Source organism: Zhongshania borealis (assembly GCF_039539625.1).
Lineage (GTDB): Bacteria > Pseudomonadota > Gammaproteobacteria > Pseudomonadales > Spongiibacteraceae > Spongiibacter > Spongiibacter borealis.
The window spans coordinates 1,278,253-1,293,273 of record NZ_BAABDM010000001.1; the positions used below are offsets into that span (position 1 = coordinate 1,278,253).

Below are 15,021 nucleotides of genomic sequence, written 5' to 3' on the forward strand. Positions count from 1 at the left end.
TGGGTGGTAAAACCAAACAATTACTCAAAAAACGACGTAAATTTATCAGAGTACAAATCACGACCAATAATCAGTTTCATGATCTCTGAACTACCAGCAAAGATGCGGGTGATACGCGCATCGGTGTACATGCGGCTAATAGGGTATTCATCCATATAGCCGGCTCCGCCGTGCAGTTGAACGCCTTCATCAACCATTTTGCACAAAAGCTCACTGGTAAATAGCTTGGCTTTCGCCGCGTCTTCAGACGTTAAGGCGCCCTGATTATGGGCCGCTACGCACTGATCAACATAAGCCTGCGCCACATCAAGCTCAGTACGCAGATCGGCCATTTTAAATTCGGTGTTTTGCATTTTAGACAGCGGCTTGCCAAACACTTTGCGCTGCTGAGTAAATTCTCTGGTCACTTCAAACGCTTTATGCGCACCCGACAAAAATCCGCATGCGCCGATCAAACGCTCTTCAGCAAGGCCCTGCATAAGATAAATAAAACCGTGGCTTGGATCTCCCAGCACGTTTTCTTTAGGTACGCGCACATCGGTGAAAAATAGCTCCGCTGTGTCCTGAGCCTTCATGCCCATTTTTTTCAAATTACGTCCGCGCTCAAAACCTTCCATGCCCCGCTCGACCAAGAACAAACCAACGGCGTGGGGATTGTTCTCTGGATCAGTTTTAGCAGCGACAATCACCACATCAGAATTGATACCGTTGGTAATATAAGTTTTGGTACCGTTGAGCAACCAATGATCGCCCTTATCTTTGGCACTGGCGCGCATTCCCGCCAAGTCAGAACCTGCATCAGGCTCGGTCATGGCAATGGCCAGTATGGTCTCGCCACTCACGCACTTCGGCAAAAACCGTGCTTTCTGCTCGTCGTTGCCAAAGCGGTCGATATACGGACCAACCAAACGGCTATGCAAGGTATTAGCCCAATCCCCCGCGTAGACGCGACTGGTCTCTTCAATAATAATTTGCTCAAAACGAAAATCACGATCGCCCATACCGCCGTATTGTTCATCGGGCCAAATCATCAAAAAGCCTTGTTTACCGGCGCGTTGAAACGCTTCGCGATCGACAATACCTTGCTCCCGCCAGTCCTCGATATGAGGTGCAATTTCCTGCTCAAGAAATTTGCGGTAAGCGGTGCGAAACATGACCTGCTCTTCAGTAAAATTACGCGGCAACATGATTTTGAACTCCATTTAAATAGCGTGTTATTTTTGCTGGCAAATATCACTGTCCGCGTCAAAAATAATGACGGCGATTGGTAACAAAGCCCTCTAGCGCACCGGTTTTATATTAACGTTTGGTGCAAACTGAATTCATAGGATTCAGGACTAGCAAATTTTGAGTGTAGAGAGTCGCTTTAATTGCCGGGGTAGGCAATGACAAGCAATGACATCTAATAGACATTATGTTACAAACTGAATCTAATCTCGGCGAACCGCCTGCCAGTGTCAAAATTGCACGCATATACCGCCCCAGCCAAACTAAATAGCGAAAACCCATGGAAAACAGGACCATCTCCATCGCCTTCATCCGCAATATGCTGACGGGCTGCGGCCTCTCGAGCAGCTACTGCGAGAGCCTGCTGCGCCGCGCCGGCGTGGACCCAAAAGCCATCAACAGCACCCAAGCGCGCGTGAGCCCTACCCAATTATCGCAGCTCAATAAATGGATAACTGAGGCCACCGGCGACGAAGCCATGGGGCATTATCTACGCCCGCAAAAATACGGCACTTTCAATATTCTTGCGCGCTATATGCAAACCGCAAGCGACTTACAAGAAGCGCTGGAGCGTAATGTCAGCTTTTATAATTTATTCGACTACGGCTTTAGACTCACCCTGTTACGTCGTGGTGACAGCGTTCACTACAGGATAGAAGCTGAGTACGGTGTGGTACTTAACAATTGGGTATATGAGCAGCTCCTAATGGTGAATCACCGTTTTGTATGCTGGCTTACTGGTAGCCCAATCCCGCTAACGCGCGTGAACCTAAACTACCAAACCCCCGCACACAGCGGTGAGTACCACTACCTTTTCTTTAGCGATACGCGTTTTGAGCAAGCCCACTGCGAAATCATTTTTGACGAGAAACTGCTGAAACTGCCGGTATTACGCTCCAACCAAGAACTTGAAGAATACCTAGCAAAAGTGCCCTATGAGTTTTTGCGCAGCAACACCCGCGCGAGCAGCTACACCGAACAGATACGGCTTATTATCAAGAAATCGCTGCCCAGACTACCCAGCTACGAGGAGCTCGCTGACACGTTGGGCCTTGCCCCACAAACCCTACGCCGCCGACTCAGGCAAGAGGGTTGCGACTACCGTTTGATTAAAAACGAATTGATTCGCGACACCGCAATTGGCTATTTATTACACGACAACAAAGAAGTTAAGACCATTTCCTATGTACTGGGCTTTTCGGAACCCAGCGCATTTATTCGCTCATTTAAAAAATGGACGGGAATGACGCCTAAGCAATACCGTGACAAACACTACAATAACATTTTGACAAATCCTTAAAAACTATCCCTGCGTAGCTCTGCGCTCTCGGCATGATATGCCAACTGCCATACACCTTAAAACATTGTATTGACACATGTTTGTCACACTACTGCCATAGTATCTACTCCTCAATATTTCGAGGATAAAAGGCATGAGTTCCAACGCTTCCAGCCTACCGGCCGATGCAGAAAAATCCGCAACATCACAATGGCTGTCTTGGATACTGGTCGTCACCCTCATTTACTTATTGCTTGCCGCCGTGGGGTCTATCGGCGACGGCTTTAAAATGGCTACCGGCAATAATGCAAAAGAGCTCTTTGCTTTTGCCACCAATCCCTTCATCGGCCTGATGATCGGCCTTACCGCCACCGCCCTCATTCAAAGTTCAAGTACGGTCACGTCAATCATTGTTGGTATGGTCGCAGGCGGCCTGCCTATTAGTATTGCAATCCCTTTAATCATGGGTGCAAATATAGGCACATCGCTAACAAGCACTATTGTCAGCCTCGGACACGTTCGCAATGGCGAAGAATTCCGACGTGCCTTTTCGGCCGCCACCGTGCACGATGCATTTAATATTGTTGCCGTCGCAATATTATTGCCACTCGAACTGGCCTTTAGTCCGCTTCAACACACCGCAGAAGCCTTGGCGGGATTTGTCGCCAGCGATACTGGCGTAGACATGAAAAGTATCAACGTAATGAAAATGATACTGGCACCAGCCGCCGATTTACTCAAAATCAGCGTAAGTTGGATGCCAAATAAAATATGGATGGGCGTGGCACTCATTGTTATTGGCATTGGCATGATTTTGTTTGTGGTATCCGCTATTGGCAAAGTATTGCGCACTGTTATGGTCGGCAAAGCCAAAGTTATTATGCATCGCAGTATTGGTCGCGGCCCCATATCAGGTATGGCTTCAGGCATGGCAATTACCGTACTTGTACAATCATCATCAACAACCACATCATTGATTGTGCCGCTTGCAGGTTCAGGGGTATTTAGCTTAAAACAAGTTTATCCCTTTACCCTAGGCACCAATATTGGCACATGTATAACGGCGTTATTGGCGGCAACCGCCATAAGTGGCCCAACCGCCATACTGGCTATGCAAATTGCACTGGTGCATTTGTTTTTCAATATCTTCGGGATTGTTATTATTTATATGCTGCCCTTTTTACGTGGCATTCCCCCCGCCATTGCCACCAAGTTAGCCGTACTAGCTCAACGCAACAAACTCTATGTTGTTGCCTATATGGGTGGAATATTTTTTGCGCTCCCACTGCTTATGATTGGCGCAACACAGCTTTAAGGAGTTCGACCATGGCCCCAAACAAACATATTGAAACTGAAAAACGCATCCGTGAACTTCGTCAATCTATAGATGAATTAGAGAAACATTTACACGAAACCAAAAGACTTGAAAATGCCCAACACAAGAAATTGGATCACCTCGACGAATACATTAATGCCGTCGATACAAAGGTAAGTAGCTTGAAACTATTCTGGCATGAACTTAAGCGCGACTGGTCATAAGCACAAGACAGCACTGCCAATAAACCCCTGTTTAAGATAGAAGTCATGGATATCCGGCCTAGGCCGGGTATCCAAACAAGCCCAAATATTATTTTTCACAATCAGCCAATGAATGCGAAAATTACTCAGAACAGCTCGGGTATAAACATATCTTTAGGTACGGGTTGGCGGATGTAATCGGCATTGTTTTCGCGAGCTGGCAGCTCTATTAGCGGTCGACTTACATCCTGATAAGGTATCTGGCTTAGCAAATGGCTTATGCAATTTAACCGTGCTTTCTTCTTATTCACGGCTTCCACAACCCACCAGGGTGCCTCGTCTATATGAGTACGTGCCAACATTATTTCCTTGGCTTTGGTGTATTGTTCCCAGCGACGCCGTGATTCCAAGTCCATAGGACTCAGCTTCCACTGTTTTAGCGGATCGTGCACACGACTCAAAAAACGCGAATATTGCTCGTCATCAGAAATAGAAAACCAGTATTTAATAACTTGAATTCCGGAGCGCGTTAGCATGCGCTCGAAGTCTGGTACAGTCTGAAAAAACTCGTGGTACTCATCGTCACTACAAAAGCCCATAACCCGCTCTACACCTGCACGGTTATACCAACTGCGATCAAATAAAACGATTTCGCCCGCCGCAGGCAAATGCGACACATAGCGCTGAAAATACCATTGTGTGCGCTCACGCTCGTTGGGTGCCGGTAGCGCGGCAATCCGGCAGATACGCGGATTCAGACGCTGAGTAATTCTCTTAATCACACCGCCCTTACCAGCGGCATCGCGGCCCTCAAAAATAACCACAACTTTATGACCACTATCGGCAACCCAATCTTGTAGCTTTACCAACTCAGTTTGCAGGCGAAATAATTCTTTAAAATAAACTCTGCGGGCTAATCTTCGCTCCTCTAGTGCGCGGGCATCACGATCACCAGCCGCCAAGCCATCACCAAAATGATCATCAAACTCTAATTCTAACTCCTCGTCGTAACTGTCCAGCAAATCGTCCTTGATTCGCTCCATTACGATATGCTCGTTTAAATTCATATAGGTGTCGTTCCACAGTAAAAAAGGATTCGACAAGTTTATGGATTTTTTATGACAGTTTCATACAAGGCCTGAGTATTCAGTACATTTGGCCTAGCAGAAATAGTTCTCGGCTATGGTAATCTCTATCATCGAACTCCGACTAATCTTTAGTCAGCATTAAGAATGCCGTCTTAACGATTACAGCATGTTGCAATATTATGATTTCTGCCGCTGTACATAGCTCGAATACCGCGGGTTATCAATTGCCATTTTACCTAGCGTAATGCCTTCCAACATGGACAACAATCCCACAGACTCAGTGCCAATATCTGCATTAGCGATATACTCGCTCAGCTGGGCATTTAAATCTTCGGCACTACTGCCGTTGCCGGTTTCATCTCCAAGGTAGGCCGATAATGAACGCTGTTCAAGCGTCGCCAATGCCGCCCCTTGCTGAGATTCTCTGGCAATAATGCTGAGCATATTGAGCGCAATTTTTAATTTGTATTGCAGTTCACTGCTCGCGATCTGCGGTTTAATTTCATCGGTAAGAAACTCACCTAGGGTTTGGCACATTTCCGCCACGTCGGGACTGCTTAACGGCATGATGCACCCGCACTTTGCAAAAGATCTAAGATGTCTAATTCACACTCAGAAACACGTCGCCCAATTGCCGCGCGCTCCAGAGAGCGCTCGCGCCCACTAAGGTGGATTTCGCATTGATACAGACAAATTACTCCCCATTTCAACACGCCAAATACCTCCCAGAATTTAACTGCAGACTCGTCAACTTGACGACCACTCGCATTAGCATAGGCCGCGTACAAGTCCCTCCGCTCACCAAAGCCGCCTACTGGTTTATCAATATTGCCAAAGCGCCAAGAGTTCACGCACAGCCACGCAAGATCCTCCATAGGATCGCCGATGTGAGCCAGCTCCCAATCCAACACGGCGCGCACACCCTCTTCGCCAATCATTAAATTGCCATTGCGAAAATCGCCGTGCACCAGTCGCTCGCCCACGGCTTGCGGGCAGTGCTCGGCTAGCCAGCGAAAGGCGTAGTCGAACACGGGCAAAACCTGCTGATAGGATTTATAGGCGTGGTGATAAAATTTGATTTGCTTGATTGCCGAAGCGCGAAGTAAGCCTGCTACAGATTCTACTGGCACGGCATGGATGGCGGCCAAAATCTCGCCGCACTGCGCTGCCATTCGCGCTCTGGCATCGGCATAACGCGGGTCTCTGAGAATTTTAGTGGGCAGCGTTTCACCGTAAATACGCTGCATAATAAAACCTTCCCCGAGCCCATCCACTTTTGCCAGTTCTACCACCACCGCGGGCGCGGGCACGCCAGCCGCCACCGCCGCGCGAATTACCGCAGCCTCCTCAGTTTTACTTAGTGCCCCGCCAAATTGATTGGCATCTTGACCACGTCGCAGTATTAGCTCGGTCTCGCCGCGCGCAGACGACGCCTCAAATGCCCAGGTCTGCGCCGCAGCGCCAGCCGTTATTCGCCGCAGACTATGCACGGCTACCGCTTCACCGTAAGTTTGGGTCATTAGGCTTTGTAGCGGTGCAATAAGCGCTTCTGCACTGTTTATAGAAAATGGCGAGTCTGTTGATATAGCCATTACTTGGCTGCCCACTCGGCATCGCGCTCGCCGAAATCCCAGCCAGGACCGTCATTGCGATAGCGTTTTAAAACCTGGCGCGCCACAGATTGAATATGAACCTCGTCTGGGCCGTCGTAGATGCGCGCTTCGCGCGCATGGCGGTACATGCGGCTTAATGGGGTATCGTCGGTAAGCCCCTCCGCGCCATAAACCTGAATAGCGCGATCCACCACATTGTGAAGCATGCGTGCACCCACCACTTTAATCGCGCCAATTTCCACCCGCGCCGCGTCGCCGCTATCGATGCAACGCGCGGCATGCAAAGTGAGCTGGCGGCAAGCTTGAATTTCAGCGAGACTGTCAAATACATGTTGTTGCAGCAGCTGCTTATCTGCCAGCGACGAGCCAAACGCGCTGCGCGCATGCAAACGATCACACATTAAATCAAAGGCACGCTGAGCTTGACCCAGCCAGCGCATGCAGTGAAATATGCGTCCGGGGCCCAAACGGCGTTGGGCAATTAAAAAGCCCTCACCACGGCCGCCAAGAATATTGCTTTCGGGCACCCGAATATCATTATATTTAACTTCAAAATGCCCGCTATTTAAGCCGAGTAATGGCGTGTCGCGCAGAATATCGTAGCCCTCGGTATCCGTTGGCACCAAAATCATACTAAACGCACTATGGTCGGGAGCATCAAATTCTGTGCGGCACATAATCGTGGTATAGGTCGCGATATCGGCGCCAGTGGTAAACCATTTATGGCCGTTAATTCGCCAGTAGTCGCCATCGAGCTCCGCGCGCGTCTGCAGCTGAGTGGGGTCAGAGCTAGACAGTGCCGGTTCGGTCATGGCAAAACTTGGAATAATCTCGCCAGCAACCAGCGGCCACAGATATTCATCACGCTGCTTAGCTGACGCGTATTTATGCAGCATTATTGAGTCTTGCAGTGAGTAGGTACCAAACACGCGCTGTGCGTATTCAGAGCGACCAATGACCTCGTTAATATAAACATACTCAAGAAATGGCATGCCCTGACCGCCAATTTCAACAGGATGACCCAGCGCCCACAAACCCTCCGCTTTGGCTTCGGCGATAAGACTCGCCAACTGACGCTCGGCGGCGGTTTTATCTGTGCCTTGTAGCACCGCCTCAGCGGGGTAAATACGCGCTTCCAGAAACTCTTTAAGGCGTTGCCGAACTTCAAACCAATCTGTGGCCACACTCACTGCGCTCTCCTCTCATTATTATTTTTATCACTATTAGCAATACAAACAAGATCGCTTTTTATTGTCAAGTTAATTGACTTTATATATGATGCAAAATATCGCTATCCCAGCATCGCACTGCTGTGATCATAAAGACAATAAAATAAGGTAGCCCGACCATGGTGAAACCGTCACTGAACGCATTGCACAATATTCATCACGCCGCCTACCGTTGTCGCGATGCTGAGCAAACTCGTTGGTTTTACGAAGATATTCTCGGATTAAAACTCGCCGCCGCCTTTGAAGAAGACATCGACTTTGGCGAAGGGCTTGGCCGCAATCGCAATTTTTTGCATATATTTTTCGAAATGGGCGACGGCAACTATCTCGCCTTCTTTGATGAACCAGGCATATCCAAGGCAGAGGACTTCAAACGCAAAGACAGCTTCGATATGCACATCGCCCTAGAAACAGACACCATGGAAGATTTATTGGCGTGGCATAAGCACATCAATGACGCGGGCAAGACCTGCCTCGGCCCCATCGACCACGGCTTTGTTCACTCAATGTATATGTATGACCCCAATGGCATTCAAGTAGAAATCACATGCCGCGCCAGTGACCAAAAGCTAATGAAACACCAAAACGACACGGCGCGCAGCTCACTGGCGACGTGGACGAAAAAAACACGAGAAATAAAAGAGAAAACCTTTGGCGCGGCAACACTAGACAAACGCGCGCGTTAATTTATTGCGCCAGCGCATCACGCTGGCGGAACCACAACAACCGGCCCCCAGCCTTTGTGCAAAGTTTGCTTAAGCTGTTTTAATTGCGGCTTGCCAATGCGACTGGCCAGTTCCGCCTCAATACCAATAATCGCTTTTTCTGCATCCCCACGAATTTTGTCGGCGCTGGCACTAAATTGAACAATCTTAGCGCGGCGATCAGCAGGATCAGGCACTAGCTCCAACAAACCATCGTCGCGCATACCCTGTAATAACTGATGAATCGCCTGGCGACTCACACCAAGATTGCGCGCTAAATGCGCTGGCCGATTAATACCCACCGTGACACTAATCATAATCATCGACTTGGTTCGGTTCATACGTTCCCAACCGGCAGCCTCCAAGCTTGCTTGCAAACTCTCGTCCATCCAAAACAAGGCATAAGCTAAGGTACCAATCAGAAAATCTTGGTGTTCCGCTATTTTTTTCATTCAATCGCCCATATAAATACTCAGTATAACCGAGCGTGTAATGTCATTTTTAAACTGAACTCCGCGCACGGTCTGTTCGTTTAAGCGCATAAAACAACAGCCAATCGGCAGAAATTACTCGCCGAAAAGCCTTTAAATTTAGTAAAGATAATTGACATATTATAAGGGAATTGCTCTACTGCTCCTAGTTTTTATTATCGCCTTACAGTGAGTATTGCCATGACCAATAAAAATAAAGCTTACGAGCGCATTCCCTATCTCATCTTTTACCAAGACAAAAGCCCGTTCAAAGAAACCTACGGCGGGCCAATGGATTTCGGCGCGTTAAAGTCGCATTTACTACGGCCAGCAGAACCAAAAACGAATAATGTCATTGTGTTTATGCACCCCGTTGGCGGCGGCGAATACCTGCCGATGATTACGACGTTGGCCAAAGCCGGCTACCCAGTAATTTATTGCCAGAGCCGCTACCCCGGCAACGATACAGCGTTGATCATGGAAAAAGTCGCCATTGATCTTGGCAATTGCATACGCCATGCCAAAGAAAAATTTGGCTTCGACAAAGTCATTTTAGCGGGCTGGAGCGGCGGTGGATCGCTGTCGATGTTTTACCAAAGCCAAGCAGAAAATCCGACCATTACCCATACCCCCGCGGGTGACGTGGTCGACTTAACAGTGCAAGACTTAATCCCCGCTGACGGTATTATGCTATTGGCCGCGCACATTAGCCGCAGCCACACCCTCACTGAGTGGATTGACGCGTCAATACTCGACGAACAAAACCCAAACCTGCGCGACCCAGAACTAGATTTATATAATCCAAGCAATCCCAACCAAGCACCGTATAGCGAAGATTTTTTAACACGTTACCGCGCAGCGCAAATTGCCCGCAACCGTAAAATCACCCAATGGGTCAAAAACAAGCTTGCCGAGCTAAAAACCGGCGGCCGCCCCAATGACGAATTCGCCTTTGTGGTACACGGCACCATGGCCGACCCGCGCTGGTTAGACCCCACCATTGACGCCAACGACCGTAAACCGCGATGGTGCTATTTAGGCGACCCCGAGGTTGTGAACAACGGCCCTGTGGGCCTCGCCCGTTTCTGTACGCTTCGTAGTTGGCTATCGCAGTGGAGTTACGACGACACCAATGCCGACGGCCTAAAGTGTGCAGAAACCATTACAGTGCCAGCACTGGTCATTGGCAATAGCGCCGATGATGCCTGCACCCCAAGCCATACCTGGCGCCTATTTAACGCCATTGGCCACCAAGACAAAGAGATCCACGAGATCAAAGGCGCAACGCACTATTACTTTGGTCAAGCGGAACAGCTCGATGAAGCGATAAGCCTTTGCACCAACTGGCTTGAGCGCAAGGGGCTGGTGTAAGAAAGTCGCCGCCTTAAACGCTCACCGCGAGTAGTATTGCGGTGAGCGCCCTCCTCCACATTACCAAGCCAGTGACAAAGCCCCAAAGACCTTACGCCCAGACTTTTGCCGTGCATTGTAAGTACCGGGAAAAAACACCGTATCCAATACCTGATTTAACACCCGCTCATCCGTTAAGTTGCTTACCCCCAAACTCAATGCCCAGCGTTGATCCGGCGCGCCAAGACTAATCCGTGCCGACACCTGAGTGAATCCCGGTAGGTAGCTGTTGGGGTCAAGATCACCGTCGGTATATTGATCACCCTGGTAGAGCAAATCGACACTGGTCTGCATGGCCAAACCAAATACCGGCAAAATTAACGTTGGCGTTATACTCGCGCTTTGCTCCGGCGCAAAGGCAATGCGCTTGCCGCTGAGATCCTGATTACTGTTTACACCAGCCGAAACCGGCGCTGGCGCATTCGGGTAACTGTCGTATCGCGCATCAAGCAGACCTAAAGAACCCATCACACTGAGCGGCTCGAACGGCGTCAGCCAGACAAAGTCCATTTCAAGTCCACGGGAAATTGCCGACGCCGCGTTGGTCACATCAAAGAACGCGCCATTAAAGGCCAGCACCTGCAAATTGTCGAATTGGGTTTGGTAAATCGCGGCGTTTAAACGCAGGGTATTGTCAAAATATTCTCCTTTAAAACCCGCCTCAATGGTCGCCGCCTCTTCTGGCTCAAAGGCGAGATCTTCACCACCAAACGACGAGGCATTAAAACCGCCGCTTTTAAATCCGCGTGCATAGGTTAAGAAAACATTGCTATCGGTATTTAGGTAATACTGTAGCGATAGCTTGGGCGACACATCATCTTCGCTGCGTTTTAAACCGCGCTCGTCGTAATCTTCCGCACTAAGCGCTAGCGCCATAATACAAGGGGTACCCAGCGCTGCCGTTTGGCAGACACCGGCGCCGCTGGCATCCGCCACTTTGTTCTCGCGGTTAAAGCGTATTCCCGGCGTTACAACAAATCTTTCACTGAGTGACCAGCTCATTTGCGCAAAAATCGCCTGGGCCTCAACGTTCAGCAAATAGTCTAACCGCACGTAGTCGTCGCCGATGGCAGCAGCCGTAAGATCGCTAATCAAGCCGATACCGGCTAAATTCAAAGCACCTAAAACACCACTGCCCGGCGGCGCGCTGCCCGCAATCAACTGGAAGGCATCTTCTGTGGTGAGGTAGGCGCCAAAATCCTCGCCCACCGCGATCTCTACATTTTGGCGAAAGCGGGAGTCAAACACATAAGCACCCACCACAAATTCAACGCCGGTACCAAGCCCAAACAAACTTTCTGCAGAGCCGGTAAAGCGCCATTCTAACGACTGCTGTTCATAATCTGACACCACTTTTAACGTTGCAAGGTCAGCTGGCGAAGCATCCAGATCAACAAGACTATCGATAGTCAGTTCGGTATCACCTACTACGACAGCCATACTCAAATTAGACAACGCACCAACGGGACCGATATTCCATTCAGTCTTTAAACCAAGGATATCGGAGGTTTTCCCAATAAATCCGGGCTGATTATACGAGCTCGTGAAATTATAGGGGTCGTCTTCAATATTGGCATCGTAGTTTTCAAGAAACGACCGCGTGCCATTATCTAACTTAGCAAGCTGCAGACCCCAGTAATTTGCCGAGGTTTCAGAACGCACGCCCATTAGCTCAACCGACAGCTGTTCCGTTGGGGTGAACAAAAGCTTTATACGCTGACCGTTTTGATCATGCTCGTCGTCTTGGCGATTTAAGAATTGGTTTTCTAACTGACCATCGCGACTGACATCTGAGGCGGCAACGCGTATTCCCAACCAGTCGGTGATTGCGCCCCCAACGCCCAACTCGACATTTTGCTCAGCTGGGTCTGTACGCTTAAATCGAACATCGCCGGAGAACTCCTCGCTTGGCCCCTTGGTGGTGACGTTAAACACCCCAGCAATGGTGTTTTTGCCGAACAAGGTTCCCTGCGGGCCACGAAGCACTTCAACCCGGGCAATATCAAACATCGCCTCGTTGTAATACGACGGCCGATTAAAAAATATATCGTCCTGAACAAAGCCCACCGAGCTATCGAAGGCGGAATTAAGGGGATTAGAACCAAAGCCACGAATATTGATCTGGGCGAGCGCTGGATCAGTGTCAGAGGAAAATCGCACATTGGGAATATACGGCGCTATATCTTGCAAGCCCGTGGCGCCAACCTCACGCATAAAGTCGCCACTGACGATGGTTAATGATATGGGAACGTCTTGCGACGACTGATCAACTTTTTGAGCGCTAACCACCACCTCTTCCAAGATTCGGCGTTCAACCTTCAGTTCTTGATATTCGGCATTGTCTTCTGCCAAGGCTAAATGGGGCGAAGCCAAAACAATAGCCGAACTCAAACCAAACCCCAAACTCACTGCCCGCGAGCTTTTTCGTCTAAGCATGATATGCACCTGACTTATTATTATGTTCAAATAACGCGCTTATATATACGACCGTTTGCAGCATCACATTGTCAATATAATTTACATTAATACCCCGTCAATTCGCCGTCGTCAAGTGCTCATTATTTCCTCATATAAATCCACGTGACTATAAATTTCACTGGACAGCCCAACAACACAAATGTCAATATAATTGACATATAATAAGAGAGATCTCAGCATGATAGACCTGCATACCGTACCAACCCCTAATGGTCATAAAATCTCAATTGCCTTAGAAGAGCTCGGCCTAGAGTACCGCGTAATTCCTTATGACATTAGTGTCGGCGATCAATTCAAACCGGAGCTGCTCGCCTTAAATCCCAACAATAAATTACCCGTTCTGGTCGATCACGACCTTCTCGACAGCAACCAGCAGCCAATCAGCATTTTTGAAACCGGCGCCATTCTCATCTACCTAGCCGAAAAATGCGGTAAATTGCTCGCCAGCGAACCGGTGCTGCGCTACCGACAACTACAGTGGCTTATGTTTCAAGTAGCCGGTATCGGCCCCATGCAAGGCCAGGCACACCACTTTGTTCGCTATGCGAGAGTTCAGCAGGACTACGCAAGGGAACGCTATTTGAACGAAAGCCTGCGCCAGTGTCGCGTCTTAGAAGGGCATCTACAGAACCGTGAGTATCTCGCAGGGGACTATTCCATTGCCGATATCGCTTGCTGGCCATGGATACGCTGCTTACCACTTATTGATATCCACCTCGAAAAAAATTATCCAAATTTATTCAATTGGTTTAAGCGAATCGAACAGCGCCCCGCCGTGGAGCGCGGAAAAGACCTTATTCACGGCTGGGTATACAAACTCCCGCCGAATTACAAAATGGAATTAGACGAAAAAACCTGGTCTTATTCCTTTGGCGAAGAACAATTTCGAGCACGCTAAACCCATCTCATCACGTCACGCGCAGGGACAATATTATGCAGGATCTCTTTTCTATTAAAGGCAAAGTCGCCTTAGTCACCGGCGGCTCCCGCGGAATCGGTGCCATGATTGCAGAGGGCTTTTTGCGCGCTGGCGCCAAAGTCTACATCACCGCCCGTAAGCGGCAAGAGCTAGACGCGACCTGCGCCCGCTTGTCGGAATTTGGCGAGTGCATTGCGATTGTCGCCGACCTCGCCGAACTTGAGGGTGTTAAGCAATGCGCCGCCGAGATCGCCAAACATGAAAACAGCCTCGATATTCTCGTTAATAACGCCGGTGCCACCTGGGGCGCACCCATTGACGAGTTCCCCGAGCACGGCTGGGACAAAGTCATGGACCTCAATGTTAAATCGGTTTTTTTCCTGAGCCAGCAGTTATTGCCACAACTACGCGCAGCGGCACGCACCGGAGACCCCGCCCGCATCATTAACCTGTCTTCGGTTTATGCCCTGCGCTACTCACATCAAAACACATTCTCATATTCTGCGAGCAAAGCAGCCGTCCTTCAGCTGACCCAGCAATTAGCGGCGAGCTTGGTAAAAGACAATATAAACGTCAATGCCATTGCTCCCGGCTTCTTTCCCAGCAATATGACTGCATTTCTAATGGAAGACGAAGAAGCACTCAATAGCAGCATTCCCATGGGACGCGTCGGCGCACTTGAAGATGCCGCTGGCACCGCCATTTATTTATGTTCGCGAGCGGCCGCATATATGACCGGCGGGCTACTCGTCATTGACGGCGGCTCCGTCGTTAGTGCTGGTTAATATAGCCGCACAAAAACAAGCCGCAAACTAGCATAAGGGTTAAATAAACCCAGGAGGTCAATCTGCGGGGGTTGGAGCGAAAGTCACAGCAGATATTACTTCCTATACGCCATCATTCTGAACTTAATTCAGAGTCCAATACCATCTACACAGCGCCCGAACCCCCCCTAGATGCTGGAGCAAGTCCAGCATTGCGGCTTTACCACAACAACGAACATACCAAATCTCATACACCAGTATCACTTTGGGCTGTATAAACGGTATATTTTCTCATCGCGAGGATTTATGCTCAGATTGCGGG

Annotated in this window: 14 protein-coding genes; 7 read left to right on the plus strand and 7 right to left on the minus strand. The window is 49.2% G+C overall.

The features are described from left to right. Window positions 1–20 precede the first annotated feature (20 nt). On the minus strand, window positions 21–1,187 hold the full coding sequence (locus ABD836_RS05995) for an acyl-CoA dehydrogenase family protein (protein WP_344933388.1): 1,167 nt from the start codon (window positions 1,185–1,187) through the stop codon (window positions 21–23). A 320-nt stretch (window positions 1,188–1,507) separates the two neighbouring features. On the opposite strand from ABD836_RS05995, the gene ABD836_RS06000 reads away from it, so the two are divergent. From ABD836_RS06000 to ABD836_RS06010, 3 genes are all read left to right on the plus strand, one after another. Further along, window positions 1,508–2,527, plus strand: a complete 1,020-nt coding sequence (locus ABD836_RS06000; RefSeq protein WP_344933391.1) for an AraC family transcriptional regulator — start codon at window positions 1,508–1,510, stop codon at window positions 2,525–2,527. Window positions 2,528–2,660: 133 nt separating this feature from the next. After that, window positions 2,661–3,821, plus strand: a complete 1,161-nt coding sequence (locus ABD836_RS06005) for a Na/Pi symporter (RefSeq protein ID WP_344933394.1) — start codon at window positions 2,661–2,663, stop codon at window positions 3,819–3,821. An 11-nt stretch (window positions 3,822–3,832) separates the two neighbouring features. After that, on the plus strand, window positions 3,833–4,045 hold the full coding sequence (locus tag ABD836_RS06010) for a DUF948 domain-containing protein (RefSeq protein WP_344933397.1): 213 nt from the start codon (window positions 3,833–3,835) through the stop codon (window positions 4,043–4,045). Window positions 4,046–4,170: 125 nt separating this feature from the next. Here ABD836_RS06010 and ppk2 read toward each other — a convergent pair whose 3' ends face one another. The 4 genes from ppk2 to ABD836_RS06030 all read right to left on the minus strand — a co-directional run bounded on the left by ppk2 (window position 4,171) and on the right by ABD836_RS06030 (window position 7,915). Continuing rightward, window positions 4,171–5,091, minus strand: a complete 921-nt coding sequence (ppk2, locus tag ABD836_RS06015) for a polyphosphate kinase 2 (protein WP_344933400.1) — start codon at window positions 5,089–5,091, stop codon at window positions 4,171–4,173. Window positions 5,092–5,289: 198 nt separating this feature from the next. Beyond that, window positions 5,290–5,679, minus strand: a complete 390-nt coding sequence (locus ABD836_RS06020) for a DUF6285 domain-containing protein (RefSeq protein WP_344933403.1) — start codon at window positions 5,677–5,679, stop codon at window positions 5,290–5,292. Further along, entirely contained in the window at window positions 5,670–6,704 is a 1,035-nt protein-coding gene (locus ABD836_RS06025; RefSeq protein ID WP_344933405.1) for a phosphotransferase family protein, read from the minus strand. Before ABD836_RS06025 ends, ABD836_RS06020 begins: the two co-directional genes overlap by 10 nt. After that, on the minus strand, window positions 6,704–7,915 hold the full coding sequence (locus tag ABD836_RS06030; RefSeq protein ID WP_344933407.1) for an acyl-CoA dehydrogenase family protein: 1,212 nt from the start codon (window positions 7,913–7,915) through the stop codon (window positions 6,704–6,706). The genes ABD836_RS06025 and ABD836_RS06030 overlap by 1 nt, the downstream gene beginning before the upstream one ends. A 158-nt stretch (window positions 7,916–8,073) precedes the next feature. Between ABD836_RS06030 and ABD836_RS06035 the strand changes: the two genes are divergently transcribed. Continuing rightward, window positions 8,074–8,640 (plus strand): VOC family protein, encoded by a 567-nt coding sequence (locus ABD836_RS06035; RefSeq protein ID WP_344933409.1) that lies wholly within the window; start codon window positions 8,074–8,076, stop codon window positions 8,638–8,640. Between the two features lie 17 nt (window positions 8,641–8,657). Here the strand turns inward: ABD836_RS06035 and ABD836_RS06040 are convergent, their stop codons facing one another. Beyond that, the gene (locus tag ABD836_RS06040; protein WP_344933411.1) at window positions 8,658–9,110 is read right to left on the minus strand and encodes a MarR family winged helix-turn-helix transcriptional regulator; all 453 of its coding nucleotides are present in this window, start codon (window positions 9,108–9,110) and stop codon (window positions 8,658–8,660) included. 219 nt (window positions 9,111–9,329) lie between these two features. On the opposite strand from ABD836_RS06040, the gene ABD836_RS06045 reads away from it, so the two are divergent. Then, complete coding sequence (locus tag ABD836_RS06045) at window positions 9,330–10,499, plus strand: alpha/beta hydrolase (RefSeq protein ID WP_344933413.1); 1,170 nt, start codon at window positions 9,330–9,332, stop codon at window positions 10,497–10,499. Between the two features lie 60 nt (window positions 10,500–10,559). Here ABD836_RS06045 and ABD836_RS06050 read toward each other — a convergent pair whose 3' ends face one another. Further along, a complete protein-coding gene (locus tag ABD836_RS06050) occupies window positions 10,560–12,974 on the minus strand; it encodes a TonB-dependent receptor (RefSeq protein ID WP_344933415.1) in 2,415 nt (804 codons plus the stop codon). 220 nt (window positions 12,975–13,194) lie between these two features. Between ABD836_RS06050 and ABD836_RS06055 the strand changes: the two genes are divergently transcribed. Then, on the plus strand, window positions 13,195–13,914 hold the full coding sequence (locus tag ABD836_RS06055) for a glutathione S-transferase family protein (protein WP_344933417.1): 720 nt from the start codon (window positions 13,195–13,197) through the stop codon (window positions 13,912–13,914). A gap of 35 nt (window positions 13,915–13,949) precedes the next feature. After that, window positions 13,950–14,720, plus strand: a complete 771-nt coding sequence (locus tag ABD836_RS06060) for an SDR family oxidoreductase (protein WP_344933420.1) — start codon at window positions 13,950–13,952, stop codon at window positions 14,718–14,720. Window positions 14,721–15,021: the final 301 nt, after the last annotated feature.